The following is a 21861-nucleotide window of genomic DNA, read 5'->3' on the forward strand; positions in this document are numbered from 1 at the left end:
TATCGTTTGAAAACACACTGAGCATTGTTGGTGTTGAAGCTCTAATGTAAACAGCATGTTAAATTCATGTTTTATATAAAGTCAAAGAAATAGTTGTTATTTTGAGAGGTTATATTTTTGAGGGGCGGCACTCTAACACTAATAATATAATCATAATCAATGCTTTATTCGTGGTTGGAGGTGTGACCAGAATGTTTATGTTAGCTATTGGTACGAATAGTGTTCAATTGCTCAATATGTAACAACTTTGTTTATGTTTACCGCCGATCGCTAAATCGGCATAATATCGACACTCGTTAGAAGTCATTAAATTGGAATTAAAGTTTGGAATTACTCGCGATAGAGTTTCTTGGTAAACCGCTTCGTTTAGAGGGGTCAATGGCAGGGTGGCAACAATTGTATTGGGACAACACTCTGGTATCTCAATTAGATGCAACCACAGACCAAGAAGACGCCCGAAAACACGAATTTACACTACGCGCTGGCGAAGAAACGTTGCAGTGTCACGTTGAGTCGACGGTTCAGTGGCAACCGTTTGAGATGACGTATAAAGCATTGGTCAATGGCCAAACCATTTCCGAAGGCAATCGAAACACCAAAGATATCGAGCAACAAACCCCTGTTGTCGCTCCTAAACCAGAGAAGCGTTTTAGCTTAATTGGGTTGGTGTCGCTCGGTATGAAAGCGCTAAAAAGCGCCAAGCTAATCAAGGTCGTACTTGCTTCTGCGAGTTTAGCGGCCTATTCATGGTTGTTTTCAATTCAGTTCGCTTTGGCCTTAATCGCCTGTTTAATGTTCCATGAGTACGGTCATATTAGAGCGATGAAATACTTCGGCATGAAGACCAAAGGCATTTATTTGATACCATTCCTTGGTGGTTTAGCGTTATCCGATGAAAAGATTAATACGCGCTGGCAAGATGTGGTTATCTCAATAATGGGGCCATTGTTCGGCCTGATATTGTCGTTAGTATTTATGGTGCTGTATTGGGCTACTGGAGAAATGTTCTTTGCCGGCCTTGCGGTATTTAATGCTCTATTAAACCTGTTCAACCTATTGCCGATTTTGCCTCTCGATGGCGGACATGTTCTTAAAAGTATCAGCTTCTCGATGAACAGTGTGCTTGGTATTGTGTTGTGTGTCGCGGCTGCCGTTGCTGGCGTGGTATTGAGTTATCAGTTGAATTTAACCCTGTTTGGTTTCTTATTGATCATGGGCAGTGTTGAAATACTATTCGAATGGAAAGGGCGTCATCACAGTCATTTGTTGCCGTTAGACAAATACGGTCAAGTCGTGTCGTTCGTTTGGTATGTGGGTTTAGTGAGCAGTTTGATCGGTGTTATCTGGTATTTTGCATCTACTGGTGATCAGCTATTAAGCCTACCATTACAAATTCTCGGTACTTAACCTGTGAGTTGCTGTTGTTGGATTTATTCAGCTGCCTAGTGCACTTGAACTGTCAGTTAGCAAGAAACTAAAAATGCCCTAACCAATATGGATAGGGCATTTTTGTATTTACACCAGCTAGGCGATTCTTACTTAGATTACGCTTTGCAATTGGGTCTTGGTGACCCTGATTGAGGAAGCGTTTTTATCGTTGCTTGTAGATCTTTAATACGCGTACTGTGGGAAGGGTGCGTAGAAAGCAATTCTGGCGGTTGATTACCGCCTGATGCTTTGGCCATGTTTTGCCATAAGTTGACACTTTGGTTTGGATCGAACCCTGCTTGAGCCATATACTCTAAACCAACAACATCGGCTTCAGACTCTTGAGTTCGCCCATACGGCAGAATAACACCATATTGAACGCCTAATCCTAACGCGGCCATCGTCATACCTTGATACTGTTTGTACTCAGATGCGCCTAACGCGACGTTAGTAATAGATAAGCCAGTATTAGCGATTTGAGACTGAGACAGGCGCTCATTACTGTGGTCTGCAAGAACGTGTGCCACTTCGTGACCGATAACCGTCGCGAGTTGGTCTTGATTGACTGCGACCTTGAGTAAGCCCGTGTATACACCGATTTTGCCGCCAGGCAGGGCGAATGCATTCACTTGGTCACTATCAAACACAACAACTTCCCATTCACTAAAACCTTGTTTAGGAATATATTGAGTGATGCTGTTCGCTACGCATTGTACATAGGCGTTAGTTTTGGCATCTTTGCTGATGGGTTGTTCTTTTTTCATTTGTTCAAAAGATTGTGCTCCAAGCTGAGACATGTCTTTATCTGAAAAAAGCAGCAATTGGTTTCTGCCTGTCGGAGAAGCGCTACAAGCGGTTAGGCCTGCAAGTGTGAGAAGCGAGGCAAACTTCATCCATGACGTCATACAATATCCTCTGTGTATTCGGTTTTTATGCATGTTAACATCAACTTGCGTAATAACTAAGGGCTGTAAGATAACTAACAGCCAGTAATATAGAAAAAAGCTATGCACGCGATAACAAGATCAATAATTAAGGAACCCACATGAGTATTTGGAAAAAGCCCGTTGACCTAGATACCTTCAACGCGACCTCAAAAAATACCTTAATTGAACACCTCAACATTGTTTACACTGAAGTAAATGACAACTCTTTGGTAGCAACCATGCCGGTTTGTCACTTTACGCACCAACCACTGGGTATGCTTCATGGCGGCGCATCGGTTGTGCTAGCAGAAACGCTTGGCTCATTGGCTGCAAACTTCTGCGTACCAGAAGGCTATTATTGCGTTGGGCTCGATATCAATGCGAACCACGTAAGGTCAATGCGCGAAGGGCACGTTATCGGTACTGCTGAGCCTATTCACTTGGGCGTCTCTACTCAAGTATGGCAGATCAATATCACTGATGAGCGTCAACGCTTAGTTTGTACCAGCCGCTTAACCATTGCCGTGAAGAAACATAAGCGATAACAGATTAGGCAGTCGTACGCTGGCTTTGTCTTTAGAAGAAGTAATCAGTATTTAGAACAAGCAATCAGTATTTAAAGAAGTAACCCGAGAAGCCCATGGTCATAACGTTTAAAAGTGGAAAAGTCATCGCAACCGCACATGAATTGGTTGTTCGTTTAGATGGTGAGCATAGAGTCACGCTGCAAGCCCAAGTTGATGCAATTCAATTGATCGGAAAAGGGGCAAATGTCATTTCAGCTAACGGTTCTGAGTGTAAATGGTCGATAAAATTAGACGATGAACAGCAGCTTCGTGAAATAGCTAATGAAATTGGCTGCGATGTAATGTAATCCTTTACGGTAAAAGCACTTAACCCTTAAGATTGAATAACATCTTAGGATGTCGTACTCAATAATTCACAATAAAATCGTGTCAGTAATATTGATTTTACGCCATAAAATAGGGAAACTGAATTCAATGTCCTTTGAATAAGTTTTCCTCTTTATGAGCAGCCCAAGACTTCGCGTTCAATTTGAAACCCTGTTTGAATACTTCGATGGTAAAGATTCTGATGTTCAGCTCGACGACATCACGGATGTGCTCTGTTGTACCCGTCGTAATGCTCGAATGGTACTCAACAAGCTTGAAGAAGAAGGGTGGGTAGAATGGTTACCAGCAGCTGGTCGAGGGAAGTTATCTCAACTTATCTTTAAACAGAATCGTTGTGATGTCAGTGAAAACTTAGCAAGACGCTATTTACAAGAAGGCAAAATTGGACAGGCACTGTCAGTGCTTGACCACAATGCTGCCAAACTCACCCAAGTTATTCAAAACTACTTGGGTGTACAGTATCAAGAAGGCGAACAAGTTATTCGTTTGCCTTATTACCGACCGCTTTCAATGCTTAACCCAACCAAATCGATGCGTCGTTCAGAGCAACATATCGCTTGTCAGGTATTCAGTGGGTTGACTCGTCTAGATGAGAATGACCAACTTCAACCCGATCTTGCTCATTCATGGCAAAAAATCAGCGATCATCAATGGCGGTTCTTTTTGAGGCCCGGTGTTCGTTTCCATAACGGGGAACCTCTGTTAACCAATCATGTTGTGGATACACTGCTAGCGCTCGAACCTCTCAACATGTTTTCGCATATCAAAGATGTCTCTTCACCTGCAAATTGTGTAGTAGATGTTTTTCTCACACGTCCAGATAAGTATTTTCCGCTCGCACTAACGGAATCGGTCGCTAAAGTTACTTTACCGATCACTTTACGTGGTGAAGACTACGATATTCGACCGATTGGAACGGGGCCTTATCGCATTGAAAAGAACGACGAGAAACAACTCGTGTTAACCGCTTTCAACGGGTACTTTGGTTTCAGACCGTTAATTGATCGCGTTGAAGTTTGGGTGGTGGATGAGGCTTATTCTTCAATGGTTTACCCAAGCCTATCTAAACCTGTAATGGCCGACCGTGGCGATAGCGATGAAGTAGAACTCGATCCTGGTTGCACGTATTTACTGCTCAATAGAAAGAAAGGCATTGCACAAGATCCTGCATGGGCACAGTTTTTATCGAATGCGTTGAATGCGGCGGATCTATTTGTTCATATTCCAAAAGAAACCGTTATCGATTTGGGCGTGCTGCACGCTTATGGGATAAAACCCGGTTGGTATGACATAAAATTGAAGGTGCCAGTTTGTCCACCAGCAAATATCAAACCAACCATAAGATTGGCGTATCAATGCCAACACCCAATGTTTCCAACGCTTGCCAAGGCGATTGTCACGGTGCTGAAGCAATACAACGTTGATGTTGATCTTTACGGTTACGAAACCGATCCACCACACGCTGATGATGTCGATATTTGGATTAACCCAATGGGTATCGCTAATAACAGAGACGACGCTTTAGCCGGTTGGCTAATGGACTACAGTTTTCTTGATGAATCTAGCCCGGCAGAAGACTTCGACCAATGGTGTCACATGATTGACCGTTGGCGTTCCGGTGAATTCGAGCAATTCCCAGCAAGACAACTCGGTAAACAACTGGTTCAAAGCAATCAATTGATTCCAATGTTCCATTGCTGGTTAGGCGTTAATAAAGATCAATGTGGTACGTTGCAAAACGCGAAATGTAATGCATTAGGTTGGTTCGACTTTAGCCAAGTTTGGGTGAAGCCTGACGTTGATTGAAAACCAAGAACACTTATTAGGACCAAACAACTCAATTAGGACAAAACGATGCAAACTGTGATGGTTACATTTATTACGCTGGTGGCATTTGCTGCTAATTCAGTTTTGTGTCGCTGGGCCTTAATGGATCAAACGATTGATCCATTGAGCTTTTCGATCGTGCGCATCTTATCTGGTGCGCTTACACTTTTGATTTTAGTAACGTTATCTTCCCAATCTCAGTCTAAACGTGAGTTAACAAACAACACATCGCTATACACAAAGCTCAAATCACAGTTTCAATTAACATCAATATTGTCACTGCTCGTGTATATGTTTGGTTTTTCGTTTGCTTACTTAGAGCTTGGCGCAGGTCTTGGTGCTCTGGTGTTGTTTGTCGCGGTGCAATTTACGATGATTGCCGCGCACTTGTTTTCTGGCAACAGAATGTCGCTGATCGAGTGGGGCGGGTGTTTGTTATCGGTGGCAGGGCTCGTTTACTTGTTAATGCCAACGGAATCGACACAGGCACCCGATTTAGTTTCTATCATCTTGATGTCTTTGGCCGGAATTGGGTGGGGCATTTACACATTGGCAGGAAAGAAATCGTCAAACGCACTGCAATCGACCACCGCTAACTTTGGATTCAGCTCGCTAGTTATCATTGTGGCATTGAGCTTATTAGTTTCGATACCTAATGCGTTAACGCAAGTGTCTATCACTGAGCAAGGTTTGATTTACGCGGTTATATCGGGCTCTGTGGCTTCTGGAGTGGGTTATAGTTTGTGGTATTACGTAGTGAAAAAACTGAATACGGTGGTTGCGTCTATTGCACAGCTTTCTGTTCCAGTTATCGCAACACTTGGTGGTGTATTATTGTTATCTGAACCTGTCACTATGCAATTTATAGTCTCATCAACCGTTATACTTCTTGGGATAAGCTTGGTTCTTGTCGCCCCTAAACTTAAGAAATAAAGAGTTCAATCATTAACTTCTATGGCTAAACCAAACAAGAAACAACCGACCAAGACGGTTCAGATTTTCTGTGCCAAATGTAAAACGCAGCTTTTTAAGTATCGGAAAGGTGGCAAAGGTGCACTCGTGAAATGTTTTAAGGAGCGTATCGTTGAAGATTTCACGACAGAGCCATGTGTATGCCCTGAATGCGGGATTGAATTTGCGCGAGACACTTTGGTTCGAGGTACGCCAGCCTACAAGTTTGTTGGTGGCAAGGTAACGATGAAATAACCCGTCACGATGAAACTAAAAATGCCACAGCACGGTTTGTGTGTGGCATTTGAATGTTGCTTTTGATACTACGTGTAAAGAATTGAGCTCAGTAAGCTTTGACACGCCCTTGAAGCTTTAGAAGTAATAGCGAGACAATTGCGCCCGTGGTGTCACACAGCATATCTTTCTGCGCATCCCAAATATCGCCTTGTGAACCAAGGAACGCGATACCTTCATCACCACCTGCAATCTCCGCGTACCACCACTCGATAATTTCATAACCTGCAGCAACACTCATGATCGCAAATAGCGCAAAGAAACATGCCAGCACCGGTTGAGCCAGTTTTTTACGAATCAAGTACTCAGCGAGTGGGTAAGCATAAAGGCCAATAGAGAAATGCGCGACACGGTCAAAGTTATTCCGTTCAGACCCTATCATGTTGTTGAACCAATCAAATGGCACTTCTGCGAAGGTATATTTCGCGCCTATCGTATGCAAAATCAGCCAGATAAACATCAAAACGTAAGCTGTCTTAGTGAAGGTGAGCTTGGTTGATAACCACCAAATACCCACCAATATCGCAAGCGCTGGGACAATTTCGGCAATCCATACCGCTCTTGAAGAGGGAGCAAACGCTGAAAATAAAAACACAATCAGATACAGCGTCGTCAATGACAGTAATGGTCGATTTTGAGCAAGTGGCGTGATTGTCATATCAAGATCTCTCGTCGAAGTTTTTATTAGTGTTACACAATAATGAACAGTGTTCAATTGAGCTTTAATCACCAGATTTGTTGAAAAGTAGCGTTATCGCCCAGTATCTAGACAAACGGTTGCTAGAGTTTCACAAAAGTTTGATTTACAACAAAGCGATCCTTAAAATCGCTCTATTACTACATAACAAGAAAGAAAGTCATGAAACTGGAAACTGTCGATTACCTTGCTGACGACGCAGCAGAACAATTTGTTCGCTCTCTACGTGAAACTGGTTTTGGTGTTCTTAAGAACCACCCAATCCCGAAAGAGCTTGTTGAGTCAATTTACGAAAACTGGTACCAATTCTTCATCTCTGAAGAAAAAGAGAACTTCCACTTTAATGTTGAAACACAAGATGGATATTTTCCACCTTCAGTGTCTGAAGTTGCTAAGGGCCACACTGTAAAAGACATCAAAGAGTACTTTCACGTATACCCTTGGGGCCAAATCCCTGAGCAGCTGAAAGAACAGATTCTAGATTACTACCAACGTGCGAATGCTTTTGCTCAAGAGCTACTAGGTTGGGTTGAAGCTCATGCTCCTAAAGAAGTACAAGAGAAATTCTCTATTGCGTTATCAGAAATGATCAACGGCAGTGAACAGACTCTGCTTCGTGTTCTTCACTACCCACCAATGCAAGGTGATGAAGAGCCAGGTGCAATCCGCGCTGCGGCACACGAAGACATCAACTTACTGACAGTTCTTCCTGCTGCAAACGAACCGGGCCTTCAAGTTAAAGCTCAAAATGACGAGTGGTTAGATGTTCCATGTGATTTCGGTAACATGATCATCAACATCGGTGACATGCTTCAAGAAGCATCAGGTGGTTACTTCCCATCGACAACTCACCGTGTAATCAACCCATCAGGTGAACGCCAAGAGAAATCTCGTATCTCTTTGCCTCTATTCCTTCACCCGAAACCAGAAGTAGTACTATCTGAAAAGTACACAGCAAACGAATACCTAATGGAACGTCTAAGAGAGCTTGGCGTTATCTAATAAGTTAAATGCTTCGTCCCTAAAATTGGGATAGATGTGAAAGGTCAGCTAAATCGCTGACCTTTTTTATTTATTTCTCATCACCAATAACATCAAGATATAGATTAGATACGTGAGCACATTTTCAATTATATGTGTTTTTAGAACCCAAATTATGTGGTGCCCGTAATGTTAATGGATCAGCGATGGACCCCATGTCGTTGTTCGGCATACAACTTTCAAGGCGCCTTTATTATCGACTTAGTTGGGAAATAAACTGAATAGATAATGTAAATAAGCTGCCTTGGGTAAGGGTTAGCTAAGTTATAGCGATACTATAATTCTGCCTTAATCCAAACCATACGGTGATCTGAAGAAACATCTTTTCCGTTACCGTAGCTACCTACACGCTCGTCATTCATTAATAGACGGCCGTCTTCGAACGTTGCTGGCCAGTAAACACCAGAGTCTGAAATTGTTAGGTTTTCTGATGGTACAACATGATCAAGGCGTAGTCCGCTCGTGCTTGTTACTTGACCTGGGTATGGAGTATCCCAGTTCGCTTCTTTACATTCGCCAAGAGCTAGACACTCGGGGCCACCAAGGCTGGCAGGTGCTAATGGACCGAACGTCGCTAAACGGTTAACTTTGTCGTGGTCCATGAGTGCATTGATTGCTCTCAAGTCACCATCACCTTTAAGAGGGTCAGCGTTAAGGTCGCCCATAACAACGAATTTAGCGTCTGTGTTTAATCCGCCAGTCACGCCTTTATCGTCGTACATGTAGCTTTGACCTTCGATGTAATCGACCCAGAAATTGACTTCATCAGCATTTTGAACTTTGTTCTTACCCGTGTCGAAAATAGGTGGCGTTGGGTGAGACATAAGTAGGTGAATCGTATCTGATGTACCGTCTTCTTGAGGAATTAGGATTGGTGCGTCAACGTGGTTTTTAGAAGAAAGGCGAACTTCTGCCCACTCTTCAGCGGTATACCAGTCGTCACCACACTCCATGCCATCTGGGATAGGGTTCCAAGAATCGTTACAGTTGGTGATAGTTGGCATGGTAGCCGAAGGCATATCGCTCCACTTGAACTTTTGGAAAGTACGAATGTTGTCGTGATCAATTTCGTACATAGACATTAGAGCGAACGCATATTGTCCGTGGTAGTTACCAAAACCCCATGCATCGCCAGGTAGAGCTCCGGCAACACCATCATTATCCAGATCGAAGCCAAATTCATTTAGTAGGCCAGTGTTGGTTGCGAAGTTTGCGAAATACTGGAATACGATTGGCTCTAACTGAGTGCCGTCTTGATCAAAGCTGTTTGAATTTTGAGATACAGATAGGTAGTTCAAGCGGAACCCGATAAGAGCATCGTTATTTTCAGCGGTACCATCGTTGTTAAACTCCGCCATCATGATTACTTCTGGGCGTTCAGTCTGGATGATTGCAGCTACGTTACGAATCTGGATTACTTTCAGCGCAGTCGCTTTGTCTTCGTCCGATAGAGTGTCATTCTTCCACCCCTCAACCAGTGCATCTTGTTCTGGCTTAGTCAGTTTCATTTCAGCAACAAGATCTTCGTAGGTATAACGGTCAAAAGACAGATTAAATACGGCAATTTTAGCTTCTGTAGAAGAAGGAACCGTTGGTTCTTGAGGGTAGTAGTTGTTTGTTGTCTCGTCACCGCAGCCGAATAAAAGGGAAGTAGAGATTGCTAGCGCTAGTGATGTTTTTAACATTTTCATAAAATAACTCGCTTGTGTATTCCGTGGAACAGGAGGCGCGCATTTTATGTTACAAAACAAAACCCTGTAAGTGACTTTGTTCACAAGTGGAAATGTAATAAAGCATTCTCTTGCACTTTAGGTGTGATATTTGACATTGCTCCATTTTAAATTGGAGTTTTTATTCAACAGAAATCATAGCTTTTTGCCTGTGAAAAAAAGCCTAAGTAATTATTACTTAGGCTATTGATTAAAAACAACTTAATGTTAAATGACTGTTAAGCATATTGTTCCACTGTCATTGCCCAATTTTTCTTCTGTTGTTCGAAATTCATTTTGATTTGCTGATAACGAACTTTAAGAACAGAGTGTTCGTACTTCTTCACAACGTCTTCGCGCTTGCTTTCAAGTAGCTGCTTTTTAACTTCGTAATACTCATTCATGTTTGATACTAGAGCATCAAACTCTTGTTGAAGCTTCTCCGCGATTTGTTGTTTGTCGGCACGGTGCATGATTTTTTGCTGGGTGCGTTTAAGTAACATTGACGCTTCAGCTTTCTCAATACGAGCTTGAGGGGTTTTCTTAAGCTTACTTGCCAGTCCCATCCACGAAGCACTCTTGATCAGCCACTTTGTTGGATCGTATTGCCACCAGTAGATACCGTTACGGTAGTCGTTCTCAAAGATGTGGTGGAAGTTATGGTAGCCTTCGCCAAAAGTTAAAACCGCTAACACACCGTTATCACGGGCCGTGTTTTTATCCGTAAAAGGTTGGCTACCCCAGATGTGAGCAAGAGAGTTAATAAAGAATGTTGTGTGGTGGTTAAGTACCAAACGAACAGCGCCTACGATTAACAACATGCCAAGTATGTCACCGTAAATAATACCTAACGCGATAGGAACACCGAAGTTCATCAGCAATGCCAACAGAACATAGTGCTTGTGCTGCCACATAACGATCTTGTCTTTTTTAAGGTCACGGCAGTTTTCGTAGTTTTCGTACATTGAAGTGCTGTAATTACGGATCATCCAGCCAATGTGTGAGTACCAAAATCCACGTTTTGCAGAGTATGGGTCTTTGTCGTTGTTATCGACATGCTTGTGGTGAACACGGTGATCAGAAGACCAGTGTAGCGCGCTGTTCTGCAGGGCAAATGCACCACCTAATGCAAACAGGAATCTTAGGCTTGAATGCGCTTCAAACGCTTTATGTGACCATAAGCGGTGATAACCCGTCGTGATTGAAAGGTTACAGAACGTAAAGCAGATTGCTAGCCATATCCAGTGCTCCATGCCATAGCCAAAAAAGTAGCCATAAACGGGAGCCGCAACAACAGCAAGCAGCATACTAAAAGAGAACACAAAAATATTGAGCCAGATTAATGGCGGCTTTTTTGTAGATTGTTTGTCGGCACTATTCATTAGCAAATTTCCATTGGGCTTACATCTGTGCGCTAGAATATCAGCGTACACGTGTAAGTCAATATTGAAAGTGTAAACGTGTATTAGTATGTTTTGCTTAAATATTGTATAAAGGTAGTGTGAAATGTAGTAGCAAGTCATAAATGGAAGTACTAAGGGCTAATAAATGGAAATTAAGGTAGCTGAATATAAAGATTATGAGCGGATTGCCCAATTACACGCGGATAGCTGGAAGCTATATTACCGTGGCATTCTTGCTGATGATTACTTAGAAAATGATGTTTTGGAGGACAGATCTGTTATTTGGCAGACTCGTTTGATTAATCCTCCTTTCAACCAACATGTTTTATTGCTTGAAGAAGGTGGTTTACTGGTTGGTTTCGTCTGCGCGTTTGGTAATCACAACTTTGAACGTGGCACGTTCATTGATGCGCTACACGTAGACAATAATTATCGTGGTCGAGGTGTAGGCAAGCGTCTGTTGTCTGAATTGTCGAAGTGGTTGCAGCAATACTATTCGGACTCAGGGCTTTACCTAGAGGTGATGTCTGAGAACCACCAAGCGATTGCTTTTTATCAGGCGATTGGTGGCAAAGAAGAACTAGAGCAAGTTTGGAACGCACCATGTGGCAGCCAAGTGAATGAAAAAGTGATTTCTTGGAGCTCTCCCGTTGAACTTGAACAGAAAACAGCTAGCGTTGTGTATTCTTAGTCGATTCTTGTTGAATACTGTTTTTTTGCTGAGTAGCAGGTTCTTAACGAAGCTATTTTAAAGCAGAAGAACAAAGACAAAAGCCCCGAGTATTAAGTTGCTCGGGGCTTTTTTGATTGAATTAGTGGTCGTTTTAATGATTCGCAAAGATGCGTGAAATATTGGGCGATTAATCACACCATGTGATCTTATTCCTACCGCCTTTTTTCGAAATGTAGAGTGCTTGGTCAGCGTCGTCGATAAGCTGCTCGACAGAACCAAGGGCTTGAGGGGCATGTTTCACACCGATTGAAATTGTTACTTCTAATCTAAGGCGAGTAGGGGATTCTAAAAGGGCATTAACCAGCGATTCAATTGAAGCCTCGGTTTCTCCTTGGACCAGCACCAAAAACTCTTCACCGCCGTATCGAAAGCAGTTACTGCTAGTCGGTAGTCGTTTTTGAATCTCATCGGCCAGTTCTTTAATAACCATGTCACCCATTTGATGGCCGTAGGTGTCGTTAATCGATTTGAAATGATCAATATCTATCATGATCGATGTAATGGATCGCTGACGGTCTATGCTCGGTTCTATCACCTGATGAAGATAAAGGCGGTTGTAGCAGCCCGTTAGTGCGTCTTGATAGGAAAGGGCCTCGAACATATTGGATTGCTTGCGAAGCTGAATCGCTTGTTTGCGGAGTTGCTCGGATTGAGCGAAACGTTTGTGTACTTCCAGGTCACGTCTAATACAGGCCGCTGAGATTAGGATGTAAGCCGAAATATAAACGGAAATTGTTTCTATTTCATGCTCTGGCTCCGCTTCATAAAGCAGTGGCGCAAGGCCGATGAGATAAGCCAAAAAGATAAACGACAGCGTAGATATACTGTATCTGGCTGACAATCTTGAAAACGTACCAATGTAGATCATCACTAAAATGATGCCACCTTGGTAATCGAAGTTGTTCAGCTCGATGGCTAGTCGACCGACATAGACCAAGAAAAGTGAGCTAATTACAAGGAAGGCACTTTCTACGAGTTCCAAAACGTTGGGTTTGTTTGTAATACAGTATCTGGCGGCGGCCATCATCAATAAAAAAAGTATGACTCGGAAAATGATAGGCGTAATGCACTCGCTACCAAAGTGGATGTAGTCGGTGACGATAAAAGCACAGAATATTGAGATAGGGATGTAGATGAAATTTATGTACGGCAAATAAATTTCATTATCGAAATAGGTTTTAAATCTTTGATTCTTGAACCCAGAATAAGAGCGCATTGAGAAATTAGCCGAGATTGATACACAATAATTTGCGTAGTATGTCACAGTCTTTGGGATTGTAAACGACCATTTCTATAGATTTGTCAGTATGTTAGCTAGATCAACAAACGGTAGCGGGCAATATTCACGCTCTATTATCGATAGAGCGTGAATATCTAGAGGCTGGTGTAAGAGTGGTAAACAGAAATTAAAGCAGATTATAAAAACTAATCGCGATTAACGCTTGTTCTTCAAATAACGCTTACGACGCTCTTCTTTTTTCTTGATCTGTTGTTCGGCTTTCAGCGCAGCCGCTTCTTCAACTTCGATCAGCTCTTGTGTGATCATTTCTGGCAACTCAAGCGTTACCTTACCTAAAGTGCCGTTACGCAATTCGTGAAGCAGGATTTCTGAACATTTGTGAATGTCGATATGTCCACCGGCACGAAGTGCTCCACGCTTACGACCAATCGCTTCCATCAATTCGATGTCAGACTCTGGCAGTTCTTCAATTTGGTAACGTTCTTGCAAAAGGTTAGGGTACTGCTTTGCTAGGTATTCCACTGTGTAGAATGCCACTTCATCGTATTCCATTGCTGTATCTTTTACAGCACCTGTTGCAGCCAAGCGGAAGCCACTGTGTGGGTTTTCTACTTTAGGCCAAAGGATTCCAGGTGTATCAGAAAGGATCACGCCATTCTGCAGGTTGATACGTTGTTGACGACGAGTTACCGCAGGTTGGTTACCAGTAACTGCAATCGTACGTCCAGCCAAGCAGTTGATGATAGTCGATTTACCCACGTTCGGGATGCCCATGATCATTGTACGAATGTTTTTGCCCATCTGTTCACGGTGCGGCGCCAGTTTACGTACCAGCTCCATAACGTGGTTAACTTCTTCTTTTACGCTAGTCGTAATCGCAATCGCTTTAACGCCTTGCTCTTTCTCGAAGTGTTCAATCCAACGTTGAGTCAGTTCTGGATCTGCAAGGTCACGCTTGTTCAACACTTTTACACAAGGCTTATCGCCGCGCAGTGAGGAGATCATTGGGTTTTCACTACTGAACGGAATACGAGCGTCTAGTACTTCGATGATCACATCAACTTGTGGGATAACTTCTTCGATTTCTTTGCGGGCTTTATGCATGTGACCCGGAAACCATTGGATTTTGCTTGCAACCATATGTATTTGTTACCTTTTGTTTTTATGGTTAGGCTGGCGGGGTATCAGGTGGGGTACCAAGAGGTGGAATTCGATTTTGGGGTACCAAAGGTACAATCCAAGTCACCTATAGCCGCATCAGCAATTAATGTGACGATATTAACATTTTCTATTGATTTGGGGTAATTTAACAAACGGAGAGGTTGCCTAAACGGTTAAAAATTTGTCTTCTGAGTAGATTGATCTTTTGCGCTTATCAAGTGTTAGCCAGTACCATCTCGAGTGAGCAAAGTTTTACTCTTGATATTATCGAAGCTGCACTTTCTCATGTGGATAGAGATAAGGTAAGAAGCGCATACAATCGCACAGATTACCTTGAACGTCGTAAAGTTCTCATGGCGTGGTGGAGTGACCACATTGAAGAAGCTGCAAAGGGGAGCTTGTCGATGAGTGGTAAAAAGAGTCTTAAGGTTGTGGGTTAGTTGCATGGGAATGCAAAAGCAACGTATAACTCACACATTTTAACTGCACTAGCTCATACTTGTTCTGGCAACTTTGCTGATAAGTCACGATGAAATCGTACACACGTTCCGCTGGCATCGTGACTCAAAATTGGACAAAAGCTTCTTAGAGCACTTAACCTAATGTAGTCGTGTCTGATGAGAAAAAGTAACTTGAAACCTTAAACGTTTGTTAATTTAAACTACCACCGTGTCGTAGTAGTAACCTTCTTGCAGCTTCAACAGTAGAGTGCTTGGTTGTAGTGCTGATGTGATCTTTTTATTGTTTTTCTCAGGATTAGATAGCTTTTCTAAGTAGAAAATACAAACCATCAATGCTGAAATTGCAAACAGTACATTTTTTAAGGATGCTTCAGGGTAGTTTTGCAATCGATCATGTTTGACGTTGTTGTATGCTCTCCACCATTTAGGGCGATTGTTTTCATCCCAACCAGCAAACGGTTGAAATGACAAACCGAATCGCGTTATAAAAACCTCCTCATTTAGCATTTCTTTGGCTGAAGCATTGCTGTTAATGACCTTGAAGTAATCGATGATGTTTTTTCTAGAAGCCTTTGCGTCTGCGGTTCGACAAAGTTGCTTTAAAACCACATCCACTTCCGAGCCAATGGATAGCAGTAACTTTGATAGTTCAGTGGAGAAAGCGTCAAAATTTCTCTCATCAAACTCGATGTATTTGGAAACATCAGCTAGATCGCTTTCCAAAACAATAAACAGGTTCCAGTGCATAATGCTTCCTTTAAATTTATCGCCTCAATAAACGGCTCTAGGTTTGGCGACGCTTTTGCTCTTTTTGTATTTTGCAAAAACGACGACAAGTCGTTATACATCCTATTTAATTGACTTCTTATGTGTTTCTGTCCATTGATTTATAGTGGACTCGAGTCGCTCGATTAAGTCATCGTAAGGGCTTTGTTGCGTAATTAGATTTAAAAATAGAGCTACCCCGTTTCGGGCGTTTCTTAGTCGATACGACAAGTTTCAGGCATACCTAACCCAGTAAGCTTGTTCAACGCTTTTATCATCGCGTAAGTTTCACCCACCTGTGCATTGTAATTTCTTAAGCTCAGTTGCCCTCCTAATAACTGTTTAACACGATACATCGCTGTTTCTGAGAGTGAACGTTTGTGGTATCCATACCGCTCTTTCCAATACTTATTTGAGCCATATAACTTCTGGCAAGCCACGGCGAGATTTCTCGGGTGACCACGCTCCCAGAAGGCTGCCCCTTCTCGTGGGGGAACAAGCCCAATGGCTCCCTTAATCTTAATAGCAGCGTGACACAATCTCGTGTCGTAAGCGCCATCACCAGACACCTCAAGGATACTTCGGCGTGTTTGTTTCAGTAAGTTCGGGAGTACTTCTCCATCTGTAACCGTTGATAAACTTAGCTCGGCGGCAATGATCTCATGAGTGCTTGTATCGACTGCAATATGCAGCTTTCGCCAGACTCTACGCTTGCCATCCGTCCCGTGTTTTTTGACTTTCCATTCACCTTCGCCATAAACCTTAAGGCCAGTTGCATCAATGGCTAGGTGCTGTATTGCTCCTCTAGTTTTAGTCTTAAATGAGATCTCAACTTGCTTTGCTCTACGACTGATGCAGGTGTAATGGGGGCACCTGAATCAAAATCCCACAACCACTCAATAAATACCAAAACCTTATAAATTACAACAACCTAAATGAATTCCACATCCCAGGCCATCCCAATAAATTCTGCTCCAATTCAACATTTTGGTACCCCACCTGGTACCCCACCAGATTAAATTACTATACAATGGTCTCCACAATCACTCCATGTAATCATTGTTATGGCCAAACGAATTACAGATACATTAATCAAAGCTCTCGTTATCAAAGACAAGGAATATACCTACACTGTTGAAGAGGGCCTACAACTTCGTATTCGACCTAAACGCTCCAGAGCAGGAACAGGAACGAAAGCCTGGCAGTTTAAATATCGTCACCCTGTAACGCGTAAAGTAACCAAAATTTCGATGGGGACCTATCCCTCTTTACGACTGGCAGCCGCCAAATTAGAAGCAGCAGAATATAGGAAGCAAATTGCGGAAGGTGTAGACCCTAAACGCCTTAAAGAAGATAAGAGAATTGAAGAGTTGCGTAAGCACAGTGATAACTTTCTTGCTGTTGCAACGATGTGGTTTGAAAGAAAGAGTAAATCGGTTAGTCCATTTCATGCAGAACGAACCTGGAGAACATTGGAAAAATACGTATTCGACCATTTAGGCGCACTTCCTATAAGTAAGATCAGTCGACGTGATGCTATTGAAACACTAAGGCCATTGGAAGCCGATGGTAAACTATCAACCATTAAAAGAATTTGCCAAAGCCTAAATCAAATAATGGAATACGCTGTAGCGAGCGATGTCATATCAGCTAATCCTCTAACAAAAATGATCAACTCATTTGAGAAACACCAAGTTGAAAACATGCCTACTATACGTCCCGAATTATTAGACGAATTATTGTCTCGTTTAGAACAGAATGAGAACATTCAAGATAAAACCAAACTACTTCTATTATGGCAATTACATACCATCGCCCGTCCAAAAGAAGCTGCTAGAACACGCTGGAAAGACATCGATTTAATAAAACAATGCTGGACCATACCTGCTGAGGAAATGAAACGTAGACGTGAACACAGAGTCCCTCTCACCAAACAAGCTATTAGTATTCTTGAAAAAATCAGGATTCAAAGTGGAGGTAAAGAATTCGTCTTCCCCGGAGAACGAAACCCAAAAAGCCACCTAAGTATCTTTACTGCTAACGCAGCATTAAAACGTAGTTTGGGCTTTAAAAATGAACTTGTAGCACATGGATTAAGAGCCATTGCCTCTACTGCTTTACATGAAAAAGGATTCGATACGCTTCACATTGAAGCTTGCCTGTCGCATATGGACAAAAATTCGACAAGAGCAAGCTATAACCGCTCTGATTTTTTCGAACAAAGGAAAGAAATCATGCGCTGGTGGAGTGAGTTTATAATGAAAGCGAATAGCAGCCACTAAACAACACGAGTGAGGAAGCCGGACATTCAATAATATACAGCTTGTCATTAACTAATAAACATTAAAAAGAGCAACTAACATGGATGTGAATCAATTCTCTAAATTAGTTGCTGAGGTTAACATAGGCAAACAACTGCCCAATGCGATTTACCTTCATAAAGATGCATTCAGTGCGCTACCTAATGCATTGATACAGTTCATTCCTGCCGTAGCAAAAGCCGTTAACTTAGATGTAGAAGACTGGAACCTCGTTAAGCTGTTTAAAAAAGAGTTCCGTTTATCTCTTCTCCACTACCCTAATTTTTATACTGATTCCTATCCCGCATTAGAACAAAGCCTCAATGTCGACCTCTCTAAACTAAGCCACAAAATTACAGGTTATCGCGAATCTGAAAACCCACCGATCTTACATAGAAAAGAAACCATGGTTTTGCCAACGAGTGAATATTACGAACATTTCGTTTCACTCACACAAGAAGGCGAGAATGCAGGCCTGTACGAAAACAGCCGTTTGATTGGTTTTAAACGTTCTTGGGAAAACCTAATAGCACGCAATGGTTACGAGCTTGTCGATGGTCGACTATTCCGATGCTCCTCTGTAACAACGCAAGAAGAAACTGGGATTGATAGGTACAGAACGGCCATCGTTCGTCATGAACTCTCCGCACCAATGAAGACTCTCGTTAAACATGGTTACTTAAAAGGCGAACACTCAATTTTCGATTATGGCTGTGGCCGCGGAGACGATTTAAGAGAGCTCGAAGCACATGGCCTCGACGCTCTGGGTTGGGATCCGAACTTTCAACCCGACAACGACAAATCCAGTTCTGATATCGTAAACATAGGGTTTGTTCTTAACGTAATAGAAGACCAAGATGACAGACTCGAAGCCCTACTAGACGCATGGGAGCTAGCAGACAAGTTTCTGGTGGTTTCTGTCATGCTGGCTAACGAAAACTACATTGCTCAGTTCAAACCTTATAAAGATGGGGTCATCACCTCTCGTAACACCTTCCAAAAATACTATACGCAATCAGAAATCAAAGCGTACATAGAGAGAAGCCTACAAGAAGACGCAATTACCGTCGCGCCTGGTATTTTTTATATCTTCAAAGACAAATTGGAAGAGCAACTGTACCTGCAAAGTAAATACAAACGCCACCACAAATGGCAGCAACTGACGTCACCAGAGCCTATTGAAGCCAAAGACAAAGCCAAACTGCTTATTACTCAACATCAAGGCTTGTTTAATAGCTTTTGGAATACCTGTTTAGAGCTAGGGCGTATTCCTGCCAATAATGAATTTGAACAATCTGACAAAATTCTTGAGTTAATAGGCTCACACAGAAAAACCTTCAACTTACTGCAAGAGATGTTTGATACCAAAGAATTTGAACAAGCAGAAAAGAGCCGAAAAGAAGATCTTCTCCTCTACTTTGCTATGGGACTGTTTGAGAAAAGAAAACCCTATACGCAGCAACCAGAGCCCCTAAAGCGCGACATCAAAGCCTTGTTTGATGATTACAAAACCGCAATCAACCTAGCTGCGGAATTACTGTTTGCGATTGCCGACACCGACTTAATTCATCAGCAATGCGAGAAAGCACACGGTCAACTACCAGCAAGCCTGCTAAACGAAGGGCACTCACTGATCCTACATCGAGACCTTATCGATGATTTACCACTACTGCTACGAGTATACGTAGGTTCAGGGTTGCAAATGTATGGCGAACTAGGTGACGAAATTGACCTCATAAAGATTCACATCACATCAGGAAAACTCACCCTAGCCGCTTATGATGCCTTTGAAAAGACTTGCTGCACACGCTCCTGAGCAGCATGCCGAGATTAGACAGCGGTTATATGAGCAGTTGAGCCTGCCATTTAACAAGCAGCTCTCGTTATACGCTAATGTGCTTGGTCCTATCAGCTCAGGTAAGTTAGCGGGATGCGACAACATCGACAAAGCGGTCGATCTTGCACTCGAAGTGTTGGAAGGCCGAAGTAAATAACAACGCGACAGTAACAGTAACAAGCGTTATTGAACCAAATGACCCTGCTCCCCCCGAGCAGGGTCTTTTTTTGACAAGGTAAATCACATCCAAAGCACTCAAATGCAAAAAGGCGCAGATAATCTGCGCCTTTGTTTTCATCCCACTTAAATCTTGGTTTCCCTATTATTAAGTGCTTTTCAAATCATTATCAATTAAGAAGTCTTGAACTGCGCCACCGCTTGGTCCATATCGTTCGCTTGCTCTGCTACCTTGTCCACTTCAACTAAGCAATGCTGCGCCGAAGCGTTATTGTCGTTCGATATAGTGTTCAGCTCAGTAATTGAGTCACTCACTTGCGCCATTACTGCGCCCTGCTCTTCAATCGCTGAAGCAATACGTTCTGAATTACCTTGGATGCTTTCCATGTCGCTCAAGATAAGTTGCAAGCTCGCATCCAGCTCTTCCGAATCTTTCAGCGTTAGTTGACCTTGTTGATTACACTCGCCAATCTCTGCCATCGACGCCTGCATCTGGCTTTGAATTGCACTCACCACTGAAGTTATCTCTGTGGTCGATTGATGCGTTCTGCTTGCTAGTGCGCGTACTTCATCGGCAACTACCGCAAAGCCACGACCTTGTTCACCCGCACGTGCTGCTTCAATTGCTGCGTTCAATGCCAATAGGTTAGTTTGTTCTGCAATGCCTTGGATGATGTTTACTGCATCGCCGATCTGGTCAACATGATGGTTCAGTGAACTGATCGAATCTTGGCTGCTTGAAAGACGTTCAGACAACTGGGTGATGTTGCTGATGGTTTCAACCACCACTTCACGGCCTTTATCGGCATTCACTTTCGCTTGATGTACACCTTCAGCGGCAACCGATGTGCTTTCAGAGATCTCGCCAATGGTGAGTACCATCTCTTGAACTGACGTTGTCATTGTAGATGTGTGATTTGCTTGAACTTCAAACTGTTTGATTACTGACTCTAGCTCATCATGCATGTTCGATGTGCTTTGTGTCAGTTGCAGTGACTTAGATTGAGAGGCAGCGATAAGCCCTTCCAGTTGATCCAACAGTTGGTTGAAGTATTGGCCTAGCGTTTTGAGTTCGTCTTTACCATCTAGGTGAGAGCGAATAGACACGTCGTTTGAGTTAACGATATTACGGATAACCGAAAGCAGTGACTCAATTTTGCCAATGATAGAACGGACGATTAACCAGCTGAACAGAATGATCGACACAAGTAGTGTGACGCAAAGGATGTTGTTGATCAGCGATAGTTTGTCCATCTCTTGCTGCGTTTGTTGGTCTAGCACCGCCGAGAACTCTTTAAACTGAGTCTCGATAACGTGCGAACCAGAACGCGCTTCGCCTAGCAGGCCTTCGTTACGCTTCAAACCGATCACGCGCTTTTGCTCAACCACTTGGCGAGCAGCGTCTATCAAAGCCGCTGAGCTACTCATATTTGAAGTTATAGAAAGAACACTCGGGTCAAACTCCCCCTTCTCAATTAAGTCATTGAACAGGTAAAGCTCGATTTTTTGTTCCGCACTGGCTGTCGCGCTGATGTTATCGAGCAAAACATGAAACTCGCCTAGCATACCTTTGTCACGTGATAGCCCATAGACTTCGCTCGCTTTAACTAAGTTAACAAAGCTGGTGTGGTAAGTTTCGATGTCTTCACGTAGGTGTGTGCTGTTGGCTAAACCTAAATCACTGAGCACTGTATCTAGCTCAGATTCAGACGCTAAGAATTTTTTGTAGTTTACGTCGAACTTGTCGAGGTCTTTCATATCGCTACGCAGTAAAAAATCTTTCTCGTTACGGCGAAGGTTGAGCAAACGCACTTCAAGCTCTTTGGTAATTTGTTTGGCTTCGCTCATTTGAGCGGTGGTGTCTGCAAATTGTGATGTGGTAAACAGCAGTGAAATCATGCCGAAGATGGAGAACATCCCCAACGAATAGAGCTTTTTCTTTATATTCATATACGTGCCTCGTCTTTACTAAATTAACTATGAATGTCTAAATAAAT

19 protein-coding genes and 2 pseudogenes are annotated in these 21861 nt (G+C 42.7%); 12 read left to right on the plus strand and 9 right to left on the minus strand.

Annotation, left to right across the window (positions count from 1 at the left end; translation table 11 throughout):
- Positions 1-324: 324 nt before the first annotated feature.
- Positions 325-1407 (plus strand): site-2 protease family protein, encoded by a 1083-nt coding sequence (locus AB6E85_RS09135; RefSeq protein WP_086968002.1) that lies wholly within the window; start codon positions 325-327, stop codon positions 1405-1407.
- 137 nt (positions 1408-1544) lie between these two features.
- Here the strand turns inward: AB6E85_RS09135 and AB6E85_RS09140 are convergent, their stop codons facing one another.
- On the minus strand, positions 1545-2333 hold the full coding sequence (locus AB6E85_RS09140) for a M48 family metallopeptidase (RefSeq protein ID WP_017060066.1): 789 nt from the start codon (positions 2331-2333) through the stop codon (positions 1545-1547).
- A 140-nt stretch (positions 2334-2473) separates the two neighbouring features.
- On the opposite strand from AB6E85_RS09140, the gene AB6E85_RS09145 reads away from it, so the two are divergent.
- From AB6E85_RS09145 to AB6E85_RS09165, 5 genes are all read left to right on the plus strand, one after another.
- On the plus strand, positions 2474-2899 hold the full coding sequence (locus AB6E85_RS09145) for a hotdog fold thioesterase (protein ID WP_004730936.1): 426 nt from the start codon (positions 2474-2476) through the stop codon (positions 2897-2899).
- Between the two features lie 95 nt (positions 2900-2994).
- The gene (locus AB6E85_RS09150; RefSeq protein WP_017064605.1) at positions 2995-3228 is read left to right on the plus strand and encodes a DUF3389 domain-containing protein; all 234 of its coding nucleotides are present in this window, start codon (positions 2995-2997) and stop codon (positions 3226-3228) included.
- 154 nt (positions 3229-3382) lie between these two features.
- The gene (locus AB6E85_RS09155) at positions 3383-5074 is read left to right on the plus strand and encodes an SgrR family transcriptional regulator (protein ID WP_372142363.1); all 1692 of its coding nucleotides are present in this window, start codon (positions 3383-3385) and stop codon (positions 5072-5074) included.
- A gap of 48 nt (positions 5075-5122) precedes the next feature.
- The gene (locus AB6E85_RS09160; RefSeq protein ID WP_372142365.1) at positions 5123-6028 is read left to right on the plus strand and encodes a DMT family transporter; all 906 of its coding nucleotides are present in this window, start codon (positions 5123-5125) and stop codon (positions 6026-6028) included.
- A gap of 21 nt (positions 6029-6049) precedes the next feature.
- Positions 6050-6301 carry a hypothetical protein gene (locus AB6E85_RS09165; protein ID WP_017067298.1) on the plus strand — a complete coding sequence of 84 codons (252 nt, stop codon included), beginning with the start codon at positions 6050-6052 and terminating at the stop codon, positions 6299-6301.
- 88 nt (positions 6302-6389) lie between these two features.
- Here the strand turns inward: AB6E85_RS09165 and AB6E85_RS09170 are convergent, their stop codons facing one another.
- Positions 6390-6998, minus strand: a complete 609-nt coding sequence (locus tag AB6E85_RS09170; protein WP_048608344.1) for a DUF2238 domain-containing protein — start codon at positions 6996-6998, stop codon at positions 6390-6392.
- Between the two features lie 201 nt (positions 6999-7199).
- Between AB6E85_RS09170 and AB6E85_RS09175 the strand changes: the two genes are divergently transcribed.
- The gene (locus AB6E85_RS09175; RefSeq protein ID WP_004730947.1) at positions 7200-8039 is read left to right on the plus strand and encodes an isopenicillin N synthase family oxygenase; all 840 of its coding nucleotides are present in this window, start codon (positions 7200-7202) and stop codon (positions 8037-8039) included.
- Positions 8040-8353: 314 nt separating this feature from the next.
- On the opposite strand, the gene AB6E85_RS09180 is transcribed toward AB6E85_RS09175, so the two are convergent.
- Both AB6E85_RS09180 and AB6E85_RS09185 read right to left on the minus strand, forming a co-directional pair.
- Complete coding sequence (locus AB6E85_RS09180; RefSeq protein WP_372142366.1) at positions 8354-9769, minus strand: endonuclease/exonuclease/phosphatase family protein; 1416 nt, start codon at positions 9767-9769, stop codon at positions 8354-8356.
- A 257-nt stretch (positions 9770-10026) separates the two neighbouring features.
- Positions 10027-11169 carry an acyl-CoA desaturase gene (locus AB6E85_RS09185; RefSeq protein WP_372142368.1) on the minus strand — a complete coding sequence of 381 codons (1143 nt, stop codon included), beginning with the start codon at positions 11167-11169 and terminating at the stop codon, positions 10027-10029.
- 166 nt (positions 11170-11335) lie between these two features.
- Here AB6E85_RS09185 and AB6E85_RS09190 point away from each other — a divergent pair, with 166 nt between their 5' ends.
- Complete coding sequence (locus tag AB6E85_RS09190; RefSeq protein WP_019824456.1) at positions 11336-11881, plus strand: GNAT family N-acetyltransferase; 546 nt, start codon at positions 11336-11338, stop codon at positions 11879-11881.
- 169 nt (positions 11882-12050) lie between these two features.
- Here AB6E85_RS09190 and AB6E85_RS09195 read toward each other — a convergent pair whose 3' ends face one another.
- Together AB6E85_RS09195 and ylqF are read right to left on the minus strand one after the other, a co-directional pair.
- On the minus strand, positions 12051-13076 hold the full coding sequence (locus tag AB6E85_RS09195; protein ID WP_170930168.1) for a GGDEF domain-containing protein: 1026 nt from the start codon (positions 13074-13076) through the stop codon (positions 12051-12053).
- Between the two features lie 282 nt (positions 13077-13358).
- Complete coding sequence (ylqF, locus tag AB6E85_RS09200) at positions 13359-14303, minus strand: ribosome biogenesis GTPase YlqF (protein ID WP_086714176.1); 945 nt, start codon at positions 14301-14303, stop codon at positions 13359-13361.
- 236 nt (positions 14304-14539) lie between these two features.
- On the opposite strand from ylqF, the pseudogene AB6E85_RS09205 reads away from it, so the two are divergent.
- A pseudogene (locus tag AB6E85_RS09205) lies at positions 14540-14764 on the plus strand (integrase); the annotation flags it as partial.
- A gap of 216 nt (positions 14765-14980) precedes the next feature.
- Here AB6E85_RS09205 and AB6E85_RS09210 read toward each other — a convergent pair.
- The gene (locus AB6E85_RS09210) at positions 14981-15532 is read right to left on the minus strand and encodes a hypothetical protein (RefSeq protein WP_136994508.1); all 552 of its coding nucleotides are present in this window, start codon (positions 15530-15532) and stop codon (positions 14981-14983) included.
- A 233-nt stretch (positions 15533-15765) separates the two neighbouring features.
- Positions 15766-16422, minus strand: a pseudogene (locus AB6E85_RS09215) (IS5 family transposase); the annotation flags it as partial.
- Between the two features lie 192 nt (positions 16423-16614).
- On the opposite strand from AB6E85_RS09215, the gene AB6E85_RS09220 reads away from it, so the two are divergent.
- From AB6E85_RS09220 to AB6E85_RS09230, 3 genes are all read left to right on the plus strand, one after another.
- Positions 16615-17832 (plus strand): tyrosine-type recombinase/integrase, encoded by a 1218-nt coding sequence (locus AB6E85_RS09220; protein WP_372142369.1) that lies wholly within the window; start codon positions 16615-16617, stop codon positions 17830-17832.
- Positions 17833-17911: 79 nt separating this feature from the next.
- On the plus strand, positions 17912-19666 hold the full coding sequence (locus AB6E85_RS09225) for a DNA phosphorothioation-associated putative methyltransferase (protein ID WP_372142370.1): 1755 nt from the start codon (positions 17912-17914) through the stop codon (positions 19664-19666).
- On the plus strand, positions 19629-19844 hold the full coding sequence (locus AB6E85_RS09230) for a PAS factor family protein (protein ID WP_372142371.1): 216 nt from the start codon (positions 19629-19631) through the stop codon (positions 19842-19844). The genes AB6E85_RS09225 and AB6E85_RS09230 overlap by 38 nt, the downstream gene beginning before the upstream one ends.
- Before the next feature lie 194 nt (positions 19845-20038).
- On the opposite strand, the gene AB6E85_RS09235 is transcribed toward AB6E85_RS09230, so the two are convergent.
- A complete protein-coding gene (locus AB6E85_RS09235; RefSeq protein WP_372142387.1) occupies positions 20039-21763 on the minus strand; it encodes a methyl-accepting chemotaxis protein in 1725 nt (574 codons plus the stop codon).
- Between the last annotated feature and the right edge of the window lie 98 nt (positions 21764-21861).

The sequence above is a fragment of the Vibrio sp. 10N.247.311.51 genome (genome assembly GCF_041467855.1).
GTDB lineage: Bacteria > Pseudomonadota > Gammaproteobacteria > Enterobacterales > Vibrionaceae > Vibrio > Vibrio coralliirubri.